The organism is uncultured Psychroserpens sp. (genome assembly GCF_947494225.1).
GTDB lineage: Bacteria > Bacteroidota > Bacteroidia > Flavobacteriales > Flavobacteriaceae > Psychroserpens.
In genome coordinates this window covers 144,897-165,139 of the sequence record NZ_CANLUG010000007.1, presented here as the reverse complement: position 1 = coordinate 165,139, position 20,243 = coordinate 144,897, and the positions used below count along the sequence as shown (strand labels likewise).

Sequence of the window (20,243 nt, the reverse complement as noted above, 5' to 3'; positions counted from 1 at the left end):
GAAAATCAAAAACAATACCATTTCTAAAATTATAAATTATTGGTATGCATTTTGTTTAAAGAGACGTATGAAATATTTATATATTTTTCTGTTAGTTCCAATATTAAGTTTTGGCCAAGCATCAACATTAAATAATGCTAAGACACTTCTTGATGCCAAAAAATTTGAAAAAGCAGAGCAGTTACTTTCAACGTATGTAAAAGCACATCAAAATGACAAAGAAGGGCTTGAGTTATTAGGAGATGCTTATGGTCATCAGAAAAAATGGGACGAAGCAGCTACACACTATAAAAAATTAACAAAGCTCGAGTCTAGCAATGCAAACTTTCATTATAAATATGGAGGAGCATTAGGAATGAAGGCCCTGAGTGTAAGTAAAATAAAGGCATTAGGGATTATTGGAGATGTTAAATCAGCTTTTTTAAAAGCGGCAGAGTTAGATCCAAAACATATTGATACACGCTGGGCGCTGGTTGAACTTTATATGCAATTGCCTGGTATAATTGGTGGAAGTAAGAGCAAATCTCTTAAATATGCGAAAGAATTAGAAGCCTTGTCTAAAGTAGATGGATATTTAGCTAAAGGTTATATTTATGAGTATGATGATGAGCCAGAATTAGCCGAGAAATATTATAAATTGGCTATTAATGTAGGAGGTTCTCTAACCTGCTATGATAAACTTACCAAACTCTATGAAAAAGAGAACCAGCCTGAAAAAGCTATTGCTAATTTAGAATCTTCTGGTAAAAAACATCAACGTAATGCCATGCATTATCAAATTGGAAAAGTCTGTGCAGAATATAATATTCAACTCGATAAAGGAAGAAACTGCCTGCTAACTTATATTGAAAATTATTCGGAAAAAGATGGTGTGCCAAAGGCATGGGCTTACTATCGCTTGGCCCAAATCTACAAGAACAAAGGTCAAAAGAAAGAAGCACTAAAATGGATTGATAAAGCCATGGTGAGTTTGCCAAAGATCAAAGTTTTTAAAAAGGAAAAGCAAAAGATTCAAAAGCTATAATTTCTGTATAAAATCTTCTGAGATAGTTCGTTCATTTTAACGCTTCAATTAGTATATTTGAAGGTCTAAAATTCAGTAAATGAACGTACATTTTATAGCTATTGGAGGTAGTGCAATGCACAACTTGGCTTTGGCTCTGCACAATAAAGGATATCAGGTATCGGGAAGTGATGATACTATTTTTGAACCTTCAAAATCAAGATTAGATGCTAAGGGATTGCTACCAGAATCTTTTGGTTGGTTTCCAGAAAAAATCACATCTCATTTAGACGCTATTGTTTTAGGAATGCATGCTAAGGCTGATAACCCAGAATTATTAAAAGCGCAAGAGCTCAATTTGAAAATATACAGTTACCCTGAATTTTTGTATGAGCAATCTAAAAACAAAACACGTGTTGTGATTGGAGGGAGTCATGGGAAGACAACGATTACTTCCATGATTTTACATGTTATGCATTATCATGATAGAGATGTCGATTACATGGTTGGAGCGCAACTTGAAGGTTTTGATGTCATGGTGAAATTAACCGAAGACAATGATTTTATAGTGCTAGAAGGTGACGAGTACTTGAGCTCTCCAATAGATAGACGACCTAAATTCCATTTATACAAACCCAATATTGCCTTATTGAGTGGGATTGCGTGGGACCATATCAATGTGTTCTCAACGTATGATAATTATGTAGAACAGTTTTCAATTTTTGTAGATTCGATTGTTGAAGGTGGCAGCATCAACTATAACGAAGAAGATGAAGCAGTAAAACATGTTGTTGAGGCTAGCGAAAACACCATAAGAAAACTGGCTTATCATACGCCTGAGTATCGTGTTGAAAATGGGCAAACATTGCTTGCTACGCCAGAAGGTGATTTACCTATTGAAGTCTTTGGAAAGCATAACCTCAATAATTTGGCAGGTGCCAAATGGATTTGTCAGCATATGGGAATTGATGAAGACGATTTTTATGAGGCCATTTCAACATTTAAGGGTGCTAGCAAACGATTGGAAAAAATTGCTGAAAGCTCTAAAAGTGTTGCTTATAAAGATTTTGCCCACTCTCCAAGTAAGGTTGAAGCTACAACAAATGCTGTAAAAGAGCAATATCAAAATAGAACCTTAGTAGCATGCTTGGAGCTGCATACTTACAGCAGTTTGAATGCTGAGTTTTTAAAAGAATATAAAGGAGCTTTAGATGCCGCCGATGTTGCTGTTGTGTTTTATTCTCCGCATGCCGTAGAAATTAAGCAGTTAGATGAGGTTACCCACGAACAAATAGCCAATGCTTTTCAGCGAGACGATCTCATTATTTATACCAATCCGGACGATTTTAAGTCGTATCTCTTTTCTCAAGATTTTGGTGATAAAGCGTTACTACTCATGAGTTCTGGAAATTACGGAGGTCTAGATTTTGACGAGGTGAAAGGACTCATTGCTTAAAATCTCGACCAAGATTCAATGTATTAGCGTATTAATTATTGTAACGTTTTGATTCAGGATTGTACTTATAATTATAAGCACGATTTATGAAATTCAACCGACGGTTTTATGATGATCATATTAATCTTAGACAAATGTCTAAGCGCAAATTATTGATTACTATATTTATCGGACTTACTTCTGCCGTTGTCATCTATAGTTTTTCTTATATCATACGTGAAGTGTCTAGAGTGATATCTTTTAGCTACGATCTCTACCCAAATATTCTAAATGAAACAGACAGGAATTTTTATAATTTATTCTTTGCCGGCTTATCGCTTATTTTGGGTAATTCAATAGCCCTAAGTTTTATATTTAATCGACCTCAAAAATTGATGTCGAGAAAAAGTTTTAAACGAAAACGAATTGTAAACGAACAAATCTTCTTAGGCTTTAATTTTGCACATTGGTTTGCAAAATTAGGGTTCATGTTTGGAGCATTTGCAATATGCTGTGTAGAATATCCCATTTGGTCAGATTCTAGATATATAATAGCTGGGATTTTAATTATTGCTTTATACCTCGAATCATGGAAAACCTTAAATAAGGTTTTGAAAAGAAGAAAGTGGAAGTTTATGTTAATACACGCCATAGTACTTTGTCTACTTTCATTAGGGTTAAGTAGAATTAATTTGACTAATTATAAAGCCATAGATCAAATGGCCTTAGAAGCTAATCCTGTAGTAGATTTGCCTAGATCATTTTATCATACTAAGGTTAGCAGAGGAAGGTACCCCGAAGTTAACTTCAAAGTAATAAAAAATAACCATGACGAAATCCTTATAAAAAACGAAGATGGGGAGACCATAGAAATGCACGAAATCCCTAGTGAAATTGCAAGAAAAAGTTTATGGTTTAGGGAAGAATTATTAGACTATTTAGAGATTAGACTGTCTGTAGACAAGACCATAAAACTCAATTATGTTAAACAAATAGAGGCAAATTTATACGCTTCGGGGTATTACAAGGTGGGCTATGTTGTTTATAATGAGAACCCCTATACAAGAAATTACAATCAACAGGGTTTTAGAAATTTTATAACAAATCATGTGCTTCAATTTAGACCAGGAGATGCTTCATCTTATCCACCAATTCCTGAACCGTTTCCGAATAATAGGTCATTTAAAGATAGTTTGAATGTCCATGTTGGAAATAAGATTGTTATAGATGGCCTAATTGTTCCACAACAGATGTTGATTAGAAAATTTAAAAATTACATTTCCAAAGAGACCGTTGTTAATTATATCATTTCAGAAGAAACGACATATCAAGAGTATATTACAGCACTGTCTGCTCAATTTAGGGCAGCTCACGATTTACGGGAAAAAGAACAAACTGTATTTGATGAATTTAAAAGCAGCGAGGCTTATGTTGAAGAACAGAAAGAGCTCAGAATTAAGTACCCAATAAATACGATTGATACATATAAAAGAAATAATTTATAGGATTGTAATAAACTAAATTTTATAGCGTTATTCTTACAACAACCAAACCAACTCATTCTATACTACACTTTTACGTTTACTAATTATTAACCAAAACCATTAATTATTATGAAACGTATTCTTTTCTGCATATGCTTTACCGCATGCCTTTTTTCTTGTTCGGATGATGCTTCAACCACTCCTGAAATTCAAGAGGACAATTTTTATGCCTTGACAGTTGGCAATTTTTGGGTTTATAAGAATTATAGGTATAATCATCAAACAGAAGTTTATGACGACACTGGAGTTATTGATTCTGTAAGTATTGTTGCTACCGAAGATATTTCAGGAAACACATATTTCAAGTTTAGAAGACTAACAACAGGAAATGAAGAAGGCATTACCTTTTGTAATGCAAACGGAGAACATTTTGAGTATTTAAGAGAAACCAATGGCAATTTAGTAACGAGTGAGGGCGATGTAAAGTTCACGAATAATGATTTTTCAGTTAGGGTTTTGAGCGAAAACAATTGGGGAAATATCGTAGAGCAACTAGCTGAAGGGGAAAGCACTTTAGATGTTGAAGCGGGAACATTTACTTGCATTAATTCTCAACGTTATGCCATATTACCAGATGGCAATAACTCTCCAGCGGTAGATTATTTTTATTATGCAGATGGTTTCGGTTTAATCTATGACACATCATCTTTTGTAAGTAGTGATATACCATCAGTTATAAGACGTTTAGATAGCTATTCTATTGCAGAGTAGTATAGCTTAGTAGAAAAAAAAAGCCACGATTTAAATCGTGGCTTTTTTTTATTGATATATAGCTTTTAATTTACAGTAAGATCAATTTCTCTTACGGTTGAAGCATTGTCTTCATTGATATTAAATATTTCTGTTCTAACCACAACATTATCAATAGAAATAGTTAGCACAGCTGTATAGTCTGTCCAACTAGTACCACCTCCAGAAGAGGCACTGTACGTTCCGTTTTCTAGAAATGTTAATTTAAAATAGATACCGCTTTCTAACTCCACTTGAGCATAGGTGCGACTATATGGTAAATTTTCTACCTCTTCGGTTTCTGTATCATTATTAATAGTTGTCGTGATAATACCCTCAGTATTTCTTGTTGTTGTTACTTCAAATTTAATATTTGAAATCGTTGGTCCATCGGGTTCTGCACCAGAGTCACTATCATCTGGAAGGCATGAGTAAGTAATGCTACACACAAATAGCATTAGTAATAAAATCTTTTTCATTGTTCTTGAGTTTGCTTTTGTTTTAAATATAAAACGAAATTCGGACATTTTTATGATATAGCAAATTTATCTGATGTGAAATTAACATTTCAACTAGAAACCGAGATGGTGGTTTTAATCCTGCTGAAGCCTATTTTCTAAAACAATTTGAGGTTTGTGTATTGACCCATTTGGGCAGATTTGATTTGGGTCTAAGCGTTTAAAATACGTTATCTAAAAACTGTTTAATACTCTCTTGGTTTGCTCTTATAAGCTCCTCACGAGCATAAGTGGTATCACTAGGTTTTTTATCTTGCGACAGCTTAAATTTTCCTTCCCAATGCGTAATGCTAATCTCAAACATTTTGATGTAATCAAGATTACGATCTAGTCTCGGGTTATCTGGTTCTAACACATACTTATAATCTGGCGCCTCTAAAAATTCTGTCATTGAAATTAATGATTGTTTTAAAGCCTCTTTACTTTCAATAGCGTCAACATGTCCTTTGAGATGAACTTTTATGTAATTCCATGTAGGTAATTGAGTTGTTCCATAGACACTAGGTGAGATATAACATTCTGGCCCAGAAAATAAGAGCGTTACCTCATTACCGTTTTTTAACAAATTAGCCTGTGGATTATAGACGTCAATGTGACCAACCAGCTTTCCGTTTTTAAATATTAGGGGTAAATGTGTAATTAAAGGTTGGTTGTTTTCAACAGAAATTACAGTCGCAAGAGGATAGGTTTTTATAACCTCAATCAAGTGATTTTGGTCATTATCTTGATGATATTTAGGAGGATAATTCAATTTTCAAATGTTTTAGGTTTGTTCAAGTTATACACCAAACTGTCTAAAGTGATGATCTAAATGTTTGTATTGCATTTGTCCCCATTGCTCAGCTGTGAAGTAACCAAAGGCAGGATGTGGATTCCATTCGCTTTTAACACGTTGCGCATGAGTTTCATCGATGAGCTCTGCAAGTTTAGCTTTTTCATTAGCAAAATTTTTGTCCTCTGTAGGTTTTAAAAACTTGGCCGTAGGTAATCCTTTCCGCCATGGCTTGTCGTTGTAAAGTGATTTTTTAAAAAACATCTTGGCAAACCAACTGGGTTTCATTCCATAGTTGTTTTTTTCAAGCATAATATTAAAAGGACCTTGACAATGCCATGTCATTTGTGCAACATTCATTTTACCCCAATTGGCTTGAGAATTCTCATTGAGCTGTTCGAGTCTGTCCATAATTTCCTGATGTGCCTCAGTATTGAATATAGATTTCATAAAGTGTAGTATTTTTTCTATATAATGCATTATATTTATACTCTAGAAAGTTACAATATATCTTTATAAGATGACTCAAAAATATGGTTCATTTTCAATAAAAAATTGGTCACAGGATGATCAACCACGAGAAAAACTTAGAGATAAGGGGTTACCAGCCTTAAGCGATGCCGAATTGATTGCCATACTTATTGGTTCTGGAAATAGAGAAGAAAGCGCTGTTGATTTGTGTAAGCGAATCTTGAGTAGTGTTGATTATAACCTAAACGCCCTCGGAAAATTAACATTAAAACAATTAATGGCCTTTAAAGGTATTGGTGAGGCTAAAGCTATTTCAGTTGTTGCAGCCTTAGAATTAGGGAGACGTAGGAGAGGAGGTGAAGCCTTGTTGCAAAATAAAATCACTTCTAGTCACTCGGTCTTTGAATTGATGCAACCGATAATTGGAGAATTGCCTCATGAAGAATTTTGGATAATTTATCTCAATAATGCTAATAAAGTGATTCAAAAACAGCAATTGAGCAAAGGCGGCATAACAGGAACCTTGGTCGACGTACGTTTAGTAATGAAAACAGCCTTAGAGTCTGGTGCTGTTGGTTTAATACTAACGCATAATCACCCTTCTGGTAATTTAAAACCGAGTATAGCCGATAAAAATCTCACTCAAAAATTGAAGCTAGCCGCTCAAAGTTTAGATATTAAGGTCTTAGATCACTTGATTATCACAGAAAAAGCATATTTTAGTTTCGCAGATGAAAACCTGCTTTAAAACTAAAGAGACTATTGCTACTCGTTTATACTCATAAAATTACACCTCGACTCCGTTTTGCTTTTAAACACCTTTGTACAAGGGTTCTAGGTATACCTGTGTCATTTACAACAACCATTGAGGAGTTTATAGCGCACGATAGTTTAAAAATGTCTTATACAAGACAGCCATTGAGCCATGAGATTTTTATAAGAAATCACGAGTTGTTATTTGAACAAGGTTTGTCAGATATAGATATTAATGTTCAAGATTGGGGCGATACCAAATGCTTTTTTTCAACAGGTGAAAAGAGTGCTTTACCGTTTGATATTTTTGCAGCGTCGTTTTATTTGTTAAGTCGTTATGAGGAATACCTTCCGCATGTTAAAGATGAATTTGGTCGATTTACGGCCACAGAAAGTATAGCGTATAAGGAAGATTTTTTGCATCAACCAGTAGTAGATATTTGGGCCTATAAGTTCAAAGCAATATTAGAACAGAAATTCGAAGACTTCAAATTTCCAGAGCGCACTTATAACATACAACCTGTTATAGACGTACCTATGGCGTACTACTTTAAACAGAAAGGATTAATGCGTACAGTTGGAGGTACAATTAATGATTTATTTAGATTCAAGTTAAGACGATTTTATCAACGATTTTTAGTACTGTTTGGCTTTCAACGAGATCCGTATGATACTTTTAAGTGGATTATAAATAAACAAAAACAGTGCGATTTTAAGTTTATTGTTTTTTTTCTAATTGGAGATTATTCTACTTTCGATAAGAACATAAATATTAATAAAAAGAAATTTGTGTCGCTTATCAAATCTATTACAGATTATTGTAAGGTTGGACTTAAGGCTTCTTATTTTTCATTAGATAGTATTGCCATTCTGAAAAAAGAAAAGAAGAAAATGGAGTTTGTTACAAATTATGAGTTAGATGCCACCCGAAATTCGTTTTCTAAAATCAATTTGCCTAACTCGTACCGCAACCTTATAGAGTTAGAGATAAAGAATGATTTCACCATGGGTTATCTCAATCATTTAGGTTTTAGAGCTGGCACCTGTACACCGTTTTTGTTTTATGATCTCGATTATGAAATGCGAACACCTTTGCTAATTCATTCATTTCATTGTTTAGACCACGCCTTGCTTAAATACCAATCGCAATTAGATAAAGCTCAAGAATTGCAGCGACTTATTGATACCGTTAAAGGAGTGAATGGAACATTTACACCAGTGTTTCATAATTATTGTTTTGGAAGCGATGTGAGGTGGAAAGGATTTAGACAATTATTTACTCAAATTTTAAAATCACGACATGAAAATTGAAGGGGTAAAACATATATTTTTTGACTTAGATCATACGCTTTGGGATTTTGATAAGAATTCGGCATTAACATTTAAAAAGATCTTTGAAATACATAAATTAGATATTAATGCAAGAGATTTTTTAACGGCTTATGAGCCCATTAACCTCAGTTATTGGAAACTTTATAGGGAAGAAAAAATTGATAAACGGAGCCTGAGATATAAACGATTAAAAGATTCATTTGATGCGGTAAATTATACTGTAACAGACGATATTATTAATCAATTATCTGAAGATTATATTACATACCTAACTTCGTTTAATCACCTATTTGATGGTGCCATCTCTATTTTAGAGCATTTGCAAGAAAACTATCAATTGCACATTATTACCAATGGCTTCGAAGAGGCACAACAGAAAAAAATGGATAATGCCAATATTGCTAAATATTTTAAAACCATAACAAACTCTGAAAGAGCGGGTGTTAAGAAACCTAACCCTATCATTTTTAACTATGCCCTGAACTTAGCCAATGCAAAGCCTAATGAAAGTTTAATGATTGGAGATAACTATGAAGCTGACATTTTAGGAGCATTGGATGTGGGGTTAGATGTAATTTTATACAATTATCACGACTATAAAACTATAGATCATATTAAACAGGTAAAACGACTTGAAGATTTAAAAAAGTATTTGTGATATACTTAACTGTCGGGATTTTCGTTTAAGTACTAAGCCTAAGTCATTATGAAAAAGCCTAAGTTCTTATTGTTAGTTACTATAATAGCAAGTATTCTTCTATGCTCTTCTTGCGTAAGTGATGTAGATTTTGACCAAGCTGAGAACATCTTACCGACTCCAGTTTTTGAAGCCAGTTTAATTTTTTCTAACCTCGAAGGGCCTAGCTTTGTTGATGATGTTACTCAAGATGAGGTCTTAATTTTAACAGATACAACACGACTTGAATATATCAATTCAGACTTTTTTGTTGATCAACTCGCCAAAACTGAATTAACCTTTGAATTTACCAATAGCATAGATCGAAATTTTAATATCGATTTAGTTTTTGTTACTGATGCCGATGAACAGCGCTATTTAGCTCAAATTGATGTGCCTTCTGGTCAACATGACGCACCTATAGAGGTAACTTCTAGTTTTTTAATCGAAGAACCAGAACTCAGTACTTTTGAAGAAGCTACAAAGTTAATCTACAGGATAACATTGCCAGCAAGTACCAATCCCATTGATGCTACAACTTTAGGATCATTGAAATTGGAATCTAAGGCCACTTTTTATTTCGAATTATAAATGAATGCGTCTAAAAATAACCTACATAGCATTATTGCTTTCAGTATTGGCAATTGGCCAGAACAAAGAGCTATTGTATGATTTTAATGACCTGCCTCAAACGTTAAATCAAAATCCAGGTGCTCTCGTATCTTTTGACAAGCACTTTGGAATCCCTTTATTATCACAATTTCACTTAAATGTTGGTAGCTCAGGTATTTCGGCTTATGATATTTTTAAAGACGATGGTGTAAATATTAATACGAAAATTAGAAACGCCATTTTTTCTCTCTCTAAAAGAGATTATTTTACACTTAACCAGCAGTTAGAGGTTATTAATGGTGGATGGAGAAAAAATGAAACCACATATTTTTCATATGGTATATATGAGGAGGCCGATATCATTGCATATTTCCCTAAAGATCTTGCAATTTTACTTTGGGATGGAAATGCAGATTATATTGGACAATCATTTTCCTTAGGAGATGTGAGTTTTAAAGGGGAGGTTTTATCTGTGTTTCATTTTGGAATCAACAAGCAAGTAAGCAAAAAATTAACCATTGGAGCCAGAGCAAAGTTGTATTCAAGTATTGCAAATGTAAACAGTACAAATAACTCTGGAACATTTACAACGCGTCCAAGTACAACAGGCGATAATGTATATGAACACGTGTTTCAGTTTTTAGATGGAAAAGCGCAGACCTCAGGAATTGCTTCGCTCTTGGCTGATGACAATTCTGATATTAAAGAGGATATAAAAACACTTAGAAAACGCGTTTTTCTAGGTGGTAATTTAGGCTTAGGTGTTGATGTAGGGTTTACATATCAACCCAAAGAACAACATGTCATTACTGGTAGCTTGTTAGATCTAGGTGCTGTTTTTCATACTAAAGATGTCGAAACGTATCATCTCAATGGAAGTTATACAACAGAAGGAGTTGAGCTCGTGTTTCCGCCTTTAATTAATGCCGAAGGAACAACGCCATATTGGCAAAATTTGGAAGATGAGTTTGACGAAAATATAAAAATAGATACACTAAAAGGTAATTATGTAACATGGCGTTCAACAAAATTCAATGCATCTTATCGTTATAATTTTGGAAAGGAGAATGGGGAAGATTGTGATTGTTACGCAGGGAAAAAGCCTTATCAAAATGCCGTAGGTTTGCAATTATTTTCAATATTTAGACCAAGGCAACCTCAGTTCGCGGCTACAGCATTTTACTACCGAAGGTTATTTGATTTTTTAAGACTTAAACTCACCTATACAGTGGATGATTTTTCTTACCATAACATAGGTTTAGGAGCTTCTTTTCATATCGGTAGTTTTAATATGTACTTCATGGGTAATAATTTATCCGAATTGCAAAATATTTCTAGAGCACAAAGTGTATCTTTACAATTCGGAATAAACCTAATTTTTGATTCAGATGAATAGAATACTTTTTTTTATTGCCTTTAGCTTTATATTTCAGTTTGGTACTTACGCTCAAGATGCGATTAATAACTATAAATATATTATTGTTCCTACACAGTATGATTTTCAAAAATCTGAAGATCAATATCAATTGAACTCCTTAACCAAATTTTTGTTTAACAAACATGGTTATCAAGCATATTTGCAAAGTGATGAGTTTCCTAGTGATTTAGGAGCAGACAACTGTATGGCACTCAAAGCTGTTTTAAAGGATGTAAAAGGTGGGTTTCTAGTAACTAAAATTCAGATCGATTTGGTGGATTGTAAAAATAACACCGTTGCAACATCTGTAATAGGTATTACTAAAATTAAGAACTTTAAAAAAGCGTATACTAAGGCTACTAGAGATGCTTTTATTACGTATCAAGACTTTGATTATAAGTATAACGGAAGTTCAGAAAGCAAAACAACTAACGTTGAAGCTGTGAAAGAAAAAGCGGCCGAAACTAAAGTTGATAGTAAAGAAACACTTGAAGTCGTAGAATCTGAAATCAAAGCAGCTGATGAGAAGGTTAAAATTCCTGATGAAATTGAAATCATCGAAGAGGAGGAGGAGCCTGTTATTACTTCCGAAGTGGTGGATAAAAAAGACATATTATATGCGCAACCTATTAACAATGGATTTCAAATTGTAGATACAGAGCCTAAGAAGGTCATGATGTTATTGTACTCTGGTTCTCCCGACATGTATATTGTTCAGGGCAAAGATGCTGTTGTTTATAGAAATGAAAGCGGATGGGTTTATGCCGAAAATGATGGAAACCGTCTTCGTGTTAAAAAAATTAATCTGAAATTTTAATAATCATATTTACCTCTCCACCGCGATTTTAAAAATTCGCGTTGGGCATTTTCTCGCGCATTGTTTCCAGGCTTATAAAGCGTTGTGTTTTTAATTTCTTCTGGTAAAAATTCATGCGGAACAAAGTTGTTCTCGTATTTATGTGCGTATTGATAATTATCTCCATAACCCAATTCTTTCATCAATTTTGTAGGTGCATTTCTAATAGATAATGGTACAGAGAGGTCACCAGTTTCCTTTACCAATTGTTGGGCTTTTCCAATCGCTTCATAGGCTGCATTACTCTTAGGAGATGTAGCGAGATAGGTTGTACACTGACTTAAGATAATCCGGGACTCTGGGTAACCAATAACAGAAACAGCCTGAAATGCGTTATTAGCTATAACCAAAGCTGTTGGGTTAGCATTACCAATGTCTTCACTCGCCAAGATAAGTAATCGTCGTGCTATAAACTTAACATCTTCACCACCTTCTATCATGCGAGCTAACCAATACACAGCGGCATTTGGATCACTACCTCGTATAGATTTTATAAATGCCGAAATAATATCATAATGTTGGTCGCCTGTTTTGTCATAGCGTACAGTATTGCTTTGTACGCGTTTAGAAACGACATCATTTGTAATGACAATGGTCTCTTTTTCATCAAAAGAAGTAACAATAAGCTCAAAAATATTTAATAGTTTTCTAGCATCGCCGCCAGATAGTCTTATTAAGGCTTCGGTTTCTTTAAGCGTAATATTTCGTTTTGATAAAAGATTATCTTCTTTCAGTGCACGATGCAATAAGGCTTCTAGATCACTTTTTTCGAAAGAGTTTAAAATATAAACCTGACATCGCGATAATAGGGCAGGAATAACTTCAAAACTTGGATTTTCAGTTGTAGCACCAATTAAAGTCACCCAGCCTTTTTCTACTGCTTGTAATAAAGAATCTTGCTGCGACTTACTAAAACGATGGATTTCATCAATAAATAAAATGGGATTCTTGGTAGTAAACAAACCACCACTTTGCTTGGCTTTGTCTATAACCTCTCTAATATCTTTAACACCTGAGTTGATGGCACTTAAAGTATAAAAAGGACGTTGAGATTCATTAGCAACGATATTAGCAAGTGTGGTTTTTCCCGTCCCTGGAGGTCCCCAGAAAATCATTGATGCAATAACACCTTGATTTAATTGTTGGGTTAAAACGCCAGTTTTGCCAACTAAATGCGACTGACTTAAATAATCATCAAGAGTTTGTGGCCTTAATCGTTCTGCTAGAGGTTCATTCATAATGTAAAATTACAAAAAACAGAGGTGACAATATTTCATAGTTTTAATAAATGGACAGTATTTTGATATTAAAGTTTTAAATTAGATCATGGCTATGAGTAATAACCAACAACATTTTAAATATTCTACGGGAGTTATTGCCTATCCTATTGCTTTCGTGCTTTCCATTTGGATCGTATTTTGGTTGCAAGTCCGCTTTTTTCCATCTATTAAACGCATGGGAGTTTACCCTCAAGAATTAGAAGGTTTGCTAGGCATTTTTACAAGTCCGTTTATTCATGCAGATATAGAGCATCTGTATCATAATAGTATTCCATTGTTTATCTTGTCTGTAGCCTTATTTTACTTCTATAGGAAGATATCATGGAAAGTCTTGTTTTTTGGCATTGTACTTTCTGGGTTGTTTACGTGGGTTATTGGTAGACCAGCAAACCATATTGGGGCAAGTGGATTGGTGTATGTGCTAGTAAGTTTTATTTTTTTTAAAGGCATATTTGCAAGACACTTTAGACTTGTTGCCTTATCTCTTATTATCATTTTTCTCTACGGAAGTATGATTTGGTACGCATTTCCTGTAAAAGATGGTATGTCATGGGAAGGACATCTTGGAGGTCTTATTTCAGGTTTCATTTTTGCCGTTATTTTTAGAAAAGCTATTGCTAAGCCTGAACGTTACGTTTGGCAACAACCAGATTATAATGAAGAGGATGATCCCTTTTTGAAACATTTCGATGAAAACGGAAACTTTATTGAAAATTTAGAGCCAGAAGTAGAGGAGGAGGCTATTTCCGAAGAAAACGAGAAGCCATCGATTACGTATACATTTAAAAAGAATAACGATTAAAGACGTTGTCTAACGGCCTCGTATAAAAATGCACCACAAGCTACAGAAACATTTAGCGACTCAATATCACCTAAAAGTGGAAGTTTCGCTTTATCATCTGCTATTTTAAGCACTGAAGGATTAATGCCTCTACCCTCAGACCCCATAATAATTGCACAAGGTTCTTTAAATGAAACGTCATAAATTGTATGATCTGTCTTTTCGGTAGCAGCAATAACTTTAATACCACTGGCTTGCATATAAAATACGGCATCTTTAATATGGTCTACCTTACAAATAGGCATTTTGAAAAGCGCACCAGCACTGGTTTTGATGGCGTCTCCGTTTACGGGAGCACCACCTTTCTTTTGAATGATTATACCAGAAACACCTGTGCATTCGGCGGTACGAACAATAGCACCAAAATTACGAACGTCACTAAGTTGATCCAATAATAAAAAGAGTGGCGTTTTTCCAGATTCGATAACGTTCATTACTAAATTTTCAATATCATAAAATGAAATAGGAGCAATTTGAGCAATAACACCTTGATGATTTTTTTTAGATAAACGATTGAGCTTTTCAACTGGAACGTAAGAACTATTTAAACGCTCCTTTTTTAACAGTTGTTCTAGCTCTGTAAATAACTCACCTCGTAATCCTTTTTGTAAAAAAATTTTATCAATATTTTCTCCAGACTTTATGGCCTCAATTACAGCACGTATACCAAAAATGGTGGTTTCTTTTTCCATGGTTCAAAGGTATAAAAAAACCACTCTAAAAATAGAATGGTTTTTAATATATGTAAAGCAAGTTTATTGCTTTATTATTTTTTTACTGATACTATTATTGCCAGAATATAATCGAACGAAATATATTCCAGAATTAAAATTTGAAAGGTTCATAGTATCAACATCGTTTACTTCGTGTACTTTTTTACCTAAAACCGAATAGAGTTCAATTTTATCTATATTGCTAGTTGATGTTACATTGATGTAATCTGTTGCTGGATTAGGATGTATTGATATTTCAGTAATTTCAAAATCATCTACACTTAAATTGAAACAAGCCGTAAGATCTGGGTTTTGTTCTAATGGAGCTCCAGGTGTTAGGTCTCTACCAACAAATGCAGGGTAATCAGGAGCATATTTAATAGCTCTAAAAACAAGCCCGTTAACTGGTGGTGCCTCACCTTGAATATATGATGTTCCGTCGGCATTGCTTATTGGGTTTTGATATTCCCATACAATCGTATCACTCGCATCAATTTCAAAAATTTCTCCGGTTCGACCTTCACAAATAAGTGTGTTTCCGTTAGGCAGTCGTTGTGCACTACTCACAATTGCAGAATAAAAATCGGAATCTGCGGTAGGATCGGCTGGTAAATCGGAATATGTATAATCTGCTGCTAATGGCCCATAAGCTGTATCTGGCGTGTAAGAATAGATACCAGTGTCAGAAACAGGAGGATCTATAATTAAAACTTCAGAGAAATTAGGTTCTCTTCCATTGCCATTATTAAACAAAATTATTTTCCCTTCATCGGTTAGGCCATCTGCAATATAATGCGGATAATGCTGTCCGTATAATATACGATCTGTAGCCGTTCCTTGTTGGTACGATTGAGGGTTTCCCCATCGATATACGAAATCTCCACCTCTTCCTGAATTTCCTCCTGAACTTGTGGCAGCCTCTGCTGTCGTTGTAGAATGATCTATAATTAAAACTTCACTGAGGTTTCTAGAACTAATTACAATTTGATCGAAATTTTCATAATACTGAATAGAATTAAAATGTAACCAATTTTCACCACCAGAACCTCCATTTAAAAAGTTGATATCCATTTTTCCAGGGTTGGCTGAAACATCCCCGAAATTAGCTTTTGTGTTATCAAAATCTTGAATTAAGTGATCTTTTATATTCCATTCCCAAACCACATTCGCCTGATTGGTACCAACAGGTTCCACTTCAAAAATTTCCTCCATGTAGAGGCGTGTGTCAGCTAATAAAGCAGGGTTTCTTCCTTCGTCAATAGCTTCGGTATCTGTAATTGTTTTTACTGCAAGAATTAATACATTTCCGTTAGGCATAGGAAAGACATCATGATGTTGTCTAAATGTATTTGTATTATAGACATAAGACCATAGTAAATCTCCATCCCAATTATAGAGTTCTATAATACCACCTTGACCACCTAATGAAATATCACTAGAGCCATCTGCAAGCCGCCCAGCTCTGAGTAAATTTCCATTGGGTAATAAATATACGGCATTGCCAGGCAGGTAAGCGCTGGTCCATTCGTTAATGACTTCTCCACAATTATTTAATAAATACGATTTTGTATTTACGGTATAAAGGGTAAATGCTTCGAAAACATCTTCTGTAATAAATGTAGTTCCTAAAGTGTTTTGAGCAGATGAATTAAAATAAAAGAGTAAGGTAAGAGAGACGAGTAGTTTTCTTATCATAGCAATTGATTTGATAAACGGTTAGTGCTGTTTTTTTTGTAAACCTAACATTTAAAAGGCAAAAATAGTTAAGACAAGCCATATTTAACAAAAAAAAGCCACCTAAATTTAGGTGACTTTTTTTAATGTATAGATATATTAAATTATCTATTCTTTAATGCTCGTTTTTCGTTGATCGTCATTCTGTGATCAGAAAAACGTCCTTGAGCAATTTGCGTATCATTACTATCAGTAATTGTAAATGTATTTCCTGCTTTTTCTATAGTAAACGATGTAATTGCATTACCGTTCCCATCATTAAGTCCACCATCATTTAGTGGAAATAAAGACGATAAATCAACAGATTCTACAAATACACCTGCTTTCATAAAATCTATAGAAGCTGGAACATTGCTATTATCTGTAGCCGAGTTACCGTTGGCAGTCCAGAAACTTGCATCAATGATATAAGTACCATCAGCGTCAGAACCTAGAATAGTTAATTCTTCAGGACAGTCGTTATAACTAGTTTGAATATAAGCACCACCATAGATTAATTCTAAATCTAAGTCTAACCCATTATCTATATCACAAGGATCAGCACCGCTTTCGAGGTAATCTCCAGCCCAATTTAATCGAGCTACTAGGTCGTTTCCAACAAAGTCGTTAATAGTAATACTAATATCTTCTTCGATAGTTGCTTCCATTAAAGATGTAGCTGTTAATCTTAAATTAACTGTTGTTGCACCTTCAGGAATGAAATCTTGAATAGTTTCAATATTTAGCTCGATAGCTTCAGTAAAAGGAGGGAAGGATGCTACGTATCCTGTTCCGCCCAAATATCCATACTGGAACCAACCAGATTCAAACCATGTAGGATAAGGTACTTCAATAGATTCAAATTGAATTCTGTCTAAGAAACCGTTACCTGTAGTAGGATCCCCATCTGTAGGGTTTGCTGTCGGTACTGGATTTCCATCTGCGTCTAAAATATCAATCCTGATATCTATTTTTTCTGAAACTGGGTATTCTACGTCTATATTGAAGACTGCAGTTTCTCCTTCAGTTACTGTAACTGAATTGTTCGCCAATCTTAGTTCTGGTTTTCCTCTTCTAGGAATTGAATCATCATTTTCACATGAAAATGAGACAAGACCTAATAGAAATACAACAACTAAAGAGTAACTTATTTTTTTATGTATATTTTTCATGTTATTCAAAGTATTAAAGTGGTGTATAAACTGAAACTCCGTTTTCGCCATAGCCTTCGCAGAACCATGATATGGTGACAACACCTGTATCTGGATCAACAGAATTAACGCCTCCTTCTAAAGGAATAACTAATCCCCAAGGATCATTTTGGTCTACCCAAGATATTTCACCGCAATTTTCTGTAAAAACAACATCGAAGCTCGTTGGGCCTGTACCATAAGCATCTGCATATGGTCCTGAGCTATACAAACCGCTAGACATATCAAATACACGATACATACCATCACCTAAGGCCTCAATTTCTATATCGGTAGTTTGAGGATTGTAAGCTGGTAAGAAATCATGATATCCATATGTAGTTGTTACGCTGTACATACCTCCAATATCTGAAAAACAAATACCATTAATAGTAATTACTAATGTTCTAAATTCATCTGCAACTTCACCATTAGTAGCTGAAGTAATATTTAATATCAATGTTTTCGGATTGTCAACATCTATAACATCTGAGTAGAAATTGATATCCAGTTTTGCAAATTCTCTGTCTGCATCAATCGTTACTGACTGAGACGGGTTTACAAAATCAAAATCGGTTCCAGCAACGGCAGTTGAACTTTGATCGACTTCAAAGTTTACTGTAATACTTGGATTTGTTGAAAAATCATTTCCACCAAATAAAACAATATTTTCACTAAATAGATTTACTTGTCCGTCAGTTAAAAAAGCAGGACCAGCAGAGCTATTATTAAATCCAACAACAAAAGGTGTGTTGGAAAGGTCTTCCTCTATTTGAAGAGCATCGTCATCCACTAAACATGAAAATGTTAAAAGTGGAATTGCAAATAATAAAAGTTTAAATTTTTTCATCTTTCAATTTTTTTAGTTTACATCCCAGAAAATACTGGTATTAAATGCCGAAGCATTAGTTTGTCCATATTCAGAAACGTTAGCTGTATTACCTACATATTCTGAAGTAGGGTAGAGCATACGCTTAGGTTGAGTTGCTTGACTAGCAATATCTGGTAATGGCATATTACTTGGGTATCCGGTTCTGTTGAACTCGATCCAAGTTTCTAATCCGTTAGTACCACCAAGTGCAATCCATTTTTGAGTAACAATGGCCTCAACTTTATCGGCAGTACCATCCCATCCGATACCGTTAACATTATCAGAATCTGTTAAATAAGTTCCTAGGTTAGCACCTAATCTATTAAATGAAGCGGTAATACCATCTTGAAATAATGATTTCGCACTTGCGCCTCCAGATAAGTAACCACGATGTGTAGCTTCTGCTTGCAAGAATAAAGATTCTGCAGCAGTCATAATAATACCATCTTGAACAGCAGAACTCAATAGACCTTGTCCTATTTTAGAAGGTTGCCCTTCACCACCTTGGGTGTTACCTTGAATAGTGGCTTGTCCACCTCTTACTTCGTAAAGTCTAGATAATCTAGCATCAGACACACCATTGGACGTTCCGTTTAATAATTCTACTAAGAAGGTTGTTGGTCCCGTAGCGGTATTACCAAACAATTCACTACCAGTTTGACCAAATTCACCAGGGTTAAATCCGTATGTTGCAGCGAATGGATTTGATTTACCGTTCTCATCTGTATAACCAGGATTTATAGTGATATCTTCACCTAATCCAATAAAGCCAGAACCGCCATTTAAACTAGCAAATTCTTCCTGAAGGTAAGATTGTGTTGCTCCATCTTGATCTGCAAGATTCATAAGACGTACTAGCAACCTTAATTTAACGGTATTACCAAAACGTTTCCATAGGTCCATGTTACCATTAAGCATAACATCATTACCGCCCATATTTACAACAGTAGACATATCGGTATTATCTATTTGGTTAATAGCGCTATCTATTTGATCTACTAAAGCTCTATAGACTTCTGCTTGAGCGTCATATTTCGGGAAAAGATTTGCTCCACGTTTATGAGCTTCAGAATACGGAATATCACCATAGGTGTCAACTAAATATTGAAAGTAAAACGACTTTAATATTTTCGCAGCTGCTTGGTAGTAATCATAATTGGTTTCACCTTCGTAATCAATAATGTTAGAAAGGTTTCCAGTTCTAATGTATAGACCATCCCAAATATCATCGTAAAAATCTGCTGTTACTTGTTGAGAAAATTCAACGAAGTATGGCGCTTGTATTTGTTGTGCATTTCCTGACCAAGTAGCAATCATAGTATTCCCTAATTGGTTCATACGCGACATCAATAAAGCCGATGGCCTCACTTGCGCACCAGGCATTACTACCTCAGGTAATAATTCATCTACAATAACACCGTTTGGATTCTCATTGACTGATACATTTTCACAAGATTGTGTTAGCATTCCAAATGCCAATAACAATCCGAAGAGTTTTATATATGTTTTCATAGTTA

Annotated in this window: 20 protein-coding genes; 11 read left to right on the top strand and 9 right to left on the bottom strand. The window is 34.5% G+C overall.

The features are described 5' to 3' along the window. Positions 1-67 precede the first annotated feature (67 nt). The 4 genes from Q0893_RS15770 (at position 68) to Q0893_RS15755 (ending at position 4,693) form a co-directional block, all read left to right on the top strand. The gene (locus tag Q0893_RS15770; protein WP_299277404.1) at positions 68-1,024 is read left to right on the top strand and encodes a tetratricopeptide repeat protein; all 957 of its coding nucleotides are present in this window, start codon (positions 68-70) and stop codon (positions 1,022-1,024) included. Positions 1,025-1,103: 79 nt separating this feature from the next. Further along, positions 1,104-2,459 carry a Mur ligase family protein gene (gene murC, locus Q0893_RS15765; protein ID WP_299277401.1) on the top strand — a complete coding sequence of 452 codons (1,356 nt, stop codon included), beginning with the start codon at positions 1,104-1,106 and terminating at the stop codon, positions 2,457-2,459. Between the two features lie 86 nt (positions 2,460-2,545). Further along, complete coding sequence (locus Q0893_RS15760) at positions 2,546-3,943, top strand: hypothetical protein (RefSeq protein WP_299277399.1); 1,398 nt, start codon at positions 2,546-2,548, stop codon at positions 3,941-3,943. A gap of 108 nt (positions 3,944-4,051) precedes the next feature. Then, positions 4,052-4,693 carry a hypothetical protein gene (locus tag Q0893_RS15755; protein WP_299277397.1) on the top strand — a complete coding sequence of 214 codons (642 nt, stop codon included), beginning with the start codon at positions 4,052-4,054 and terminating at the stop codon, positions 4,691-4,693. Positions 4,694-4,758: 65 nt separating this feature from the next. On the opposite strand, the gene Q0893_RS15750 is transcribed toward Q0893_RS15755, so the two are convergent. The 3 genes from Q0893_RS15750 to Q0893_RS15740 form a co-directional block, all read right to left on the bottom strand. Further along, entirely contained in the window at positions 4,759-5,190 is a 432-nt protein-coding gene (locus Q0893_RS15750; protein ID WP_298903655.1) for a hypothetical protein, read from the bottom strand. Between the two features lie 199 nt (positions 5,191-5,389). After that, entirely contained in the window at positions 5,390-5,980 is a 591-nt protein-coding gene (locus Q0893_RS15745) for an FMN-binding negative transcriptional regulator (protein WP_299277392.1), read from the bottom strand. A 27-nt stretch (positions 5,981-6,007) separates the two neighbouring features. Beyond that, on the bottom strand, positions 6,008-6,451 hold the full coding sequence (locus tag Q0893_RS15740) for a DUF1569 domain-containing protein (RefSeq protein ID WP_298903653.1): 444 nt from the start codon (positions 6,449-6,451) through the stop codon (positions 6,008-6,010). Between the two features lie 70 nt (positions 6,452-6,521). Here Q0893_RS15740 and radC point away from each other — a divergent pair, with 70 nt between their 5' ends. The 6 genes from radC (at position 6,522) to Q0893_RS15710 (ending at position 12,079) form a co-directional block, all read left to right on the top strand. Continuing rightward, the gene (gene radC, locus Q0893_RS15735) at positions 6,522-7,220 is read left to right on the top strand and encodes a DNA repair protein RadC (RefSeq protein ID WP_298903652.1); all 699 of its coding nucleotides are present in this window, start codon (positions 6,522-6,524) and stop codon (positions 7,218-7,220) included. Between the two features lie 98 nt (positions 7,221-7,318). After that, positions 7,319-8,536, top strand: coding sequence for a polysaccharide deacetylase family protein (locus Q0893_RS15730; protein ID WP_299277386.1), 1,218 nt, complete (start codon positions 7,319-7,321; stop codon positions 8,534-8,536). Beyond that, positions 8,526-9,215 carry a YjjG family noncanonical pyrimidine nucleotidase gene (locus Q0893_RS15725; RefSeq protein ID WP_299277383.1) on the top strand — a complete coding sequence of 230 codons (690 nt, stop codon included), beginning with the start codon at positions 8,526-8,528 and terminating at the stop codon, positions 9,213-9,215. The genes Q0893_RS15730 and Q0893_RS15725 overlap by 11 nt, the downstream gene beginning before the upstream one ends. A 48-nt stretch (positions 9,216-9,263) precedes the next feature. Then, on the top strand, positions 9,264-9,824 hold the full coding sequence (locus Q0893_RS15720) for a hypothetical protein (RefSeq protein ID WP_299277375.1): 561 nt from the start codon (positions 9,264-9,266) through the stop codon (positions 9,822-9,824). Positions 9,825-9,828: 4 nt separating this feature from the next. After that, positions 9,829-11,241, top strand: a complete 1,413-nt coding sequence (locus Q0893_RS15715) for a DUF5723 family protein (protein WP_299277372.1) — start codon at positions 9,829-9,831, stop codon at positions 11,239-11,241. Further along, positions 11,234-12,079 (top strand): hypothetical protein, encoded by an 846-nt coding sequence (locus tag Q0893_RS15710; protein WP_299277369.1) that lies wholly within the window; start codon positions 11,234-11,236, stop codon positions 12,077-12,079. Before Q0893_RS15715 ends, Q0893_RS15710 begins: the two co-directional genes overlap by 8 nt. Here Q0893_RS15710 and Q0893_RS15705 read toward each other — a convergent pair. After that, positions 12,076-13,356 (bottom strand): replication-associated recombination protein A, encoded by a 1,281-nt coding sequence (locus Q0893_RS15705; protein ID WP_299277366.1) that lies wholly within the window; start codon positions 13,354-13,356, stop codon positions 12,076-12,078. The genes Q0893_RS15710 and Q0893_RS15705 overlap by 4 nt on opposite strands. A gap of 94 nt (positions 13,357-13,450) precedes the next feature. On the opposite strand from Q0893_RS15705, the gene Q0893_RS15700 reads away from it, so the two are divergent. Then, positions 13,451-14,200: a rhomboid family intramembrane serine protease gene (locus Q0893_RS15700; RefSeq protein WP_298903645.1), complete on the top strand. Its 750-nt coding sequence runs from the start codon at positions 13,451-13,453 to the stop codon at positions 14,198-14,200. Here the strand turns inward: Q0893_RS15700 and rlmB are convergent. The 5 genes from rlmB to Q0893_RS15675 form a co-directional block, all read right to left on the bottom strand. After that, a complete protein-coding gene (gene rlmB, locus Q0893_RS15695) occupies positions 14,197-14,931 on the bottom strand; it encodes a 23S rRNA (guanosine(2251)-2'-O)-methyltransferase RlmB (protein ID WP_298903644.1) in 735 nt (244 codons plus the stop codon). The two genes, Q0893_RS15700 and rlmB, sit on opposite strands and share 4 nt — an antisense overlap. Before the next feature lie 63 nt (positions 14,932-14,994). Then, positions 14,995-16,647 (bottom strand): aryl-sulfate sulfotransferase, encoded by a 1,653-nt coding sequence (locus Q0893_RS15690; RefSeq protein WP_298903643.1) that lies wholly within the window; start codon positions 16,645-16,647, stop codon positions 14,995-14,997. Positions 16,648-16,790: 143 nt separating this feature from the next. Next, positions 16,791-17,837 carry a hypothetical protein gene (locus tag Q0893_RS15685; RefSeq protein WP_298903642.1) on the bottom strand — a complete coding sequence of 349 codons (1,047 nt, stop codon included), beginning with the start codon at positions 17,835-17,837 and terminating at the stop codon, positions 16,791-16,793. 13 nt (positions 17,838-17,850) lie between these two features. Further along, positions 17,851-18,705, bottom strand: coding sequence for a hypothetical protein (locus Q0893_RS15680; protein ID WP_298903641.1), 855 nt, complete (start codon positions 18,703-18,705; stop codon positions 17,851-17,853). Between the two features lie 12 nt (positions 18,706-18,717). Continuing rightward, positions 18,718-20,238, bottom strand: coding sequence for a SusD/RagB family nutrient-binding outer membrane lipoprotein (locus Q0893_RS15675; protein WP_298903640.1), 1,521 nt, complete (start codon positions 20,236-20,238; stop codon positions 18,718-18,720). Positions 20,239-20,243: the final 5 nt, after the last annotated feature.

What these genes read in the sequence shown, in the direction of transcription:
- Q0893_RS15755 (WP_299277397.1), top strand. Translation starts at nt 4,052, where the DNA reads ATGAAACGTATTCTTTTCTGCATATGCTTTACCGCATGCCTTTTTTCT.
- Q0893_RS15750 (WP_298903655.1), bottom strand. Translation starts at nt 5,190, where the DNA reads ATGAAAAAGATTTTATTACTAATGCTATTTGTGTGTAGCATTACTTAC.
- Q0893_RS15700 (WP_298903645.1), top strand. Translation starts at nt 13,451, where the DNA reads ATGAGTAATAACCAACAACATTTTAAATATTCTACGGGAGTTATTGCC.
- Q0893_RS15680 (WP_298903641.1), bottom strand. Translation starts at nt 18,705, where the DNA reads ATGAAAAAATTTAAACTTTTATTATTTGCAATTCCACTTTTAACATTT.
- Q0893_RS15740 (WP_298903653.1), bottom strand. Translation starts at nt 6,451, where the DNA reads ATGAAATCTATATTCAATACTGAGGCACATCAGGAAATTATGGACAGA.
- Q0893_RS15690 (WP_298903643.1), bottom strand. Translation starts at nt 16,647, where the DNA reads ATGATAAGAAAACTACTCGTCTCTCTTACCTTACTCTTTTATTTTAAT.
- Q0893_RS15715 (WP_299277372.1), top strand. Translation starts at nt 9,829, where the DNA reads ATGCGTCTAAAAATAACCTACATAGCATTATTGCTTTCAGTATTGGCA.
- radC (WP_298903652.1), top strand. Translation starts at nt 6,522, where the DNA reads ATGACTCAAAAATATGGTTCATTTTCAATAAAAAATTGGTCACAGGAT.
- Q0893_RS15725 (WP_299277383.1), top strand. Translation starts at nt 8,526, where the DNA reads ATGAAAATTGAAGGGGTAAAACATATATTTTTTGACTTAGATCATACG.
- Q0893_RS15770 (WP_299277404.1), top strand. Translation starts at nt 68, where the DNA reads ATGAAATATTTATATATTTTTCTGTTAGTTCCAATATTAAGTTTTGGC.
- murC (WP_299277401.1), top strand. Translation starts at nt 1,104, where the DNA reads ATGAACGTACATTTTATAGCTATTGGAGGTAGTGCAATGCACAACTTG.
- Q0893_RS15675 (WP_298903640.1), bottom strand. Translation starts at nt 20,238, where the DNA reads ATGAAAACATATATAAAACTCTTCGGATTGTTATTGGCATTTGGAATG.
- Q0893_RS15685 (WP_298903642.1), bottom strand. Translation starts at nt 17,837, where the DNA reads ATGAAAAATATACATAAAAAAATAAGTTACTCTTTAGTTGTTGTATTT.
- Q0893_RS15760 (WP_299277399.1), top strand. Translation starts at nt 2,546, where the DNA reads ATGAAATTCAACCGACGGTTTTATGATGATCATATTAATCTTAGACAA.
- Q0893_RS15710 (WP_299277369.1), top strand. Translation starts at nt 11,234, where the DNA reads ATGAATAGAATACTTTTTTTTATTGCCTTTAGCTTTATATTTCAGTTT.
- Q0893_RS15720 (WP_299277375.1), top strand. Translation starts at nt 9,264, where the DNA reads ATGAAAAAGCCTAAGTTCTTATTGTTAGTTACTATAATAGCAAGTATT.
- Q0893_RS15705 (WP_299277366.1), bottom strand. Translation starts at nt 13,356, where the DNA reads ATGAATGAACCTCTAGCAGAACGATTAAGGCCACAAACTCTTGATGAT.
- rlmB (WP_298903644.1), bottom strand. Translation starts at nt 14,931, where the DNA reads ATGGAAAAAGAAACCACCATTTTTGGTATACGTGCTGTAATTGAGGCC.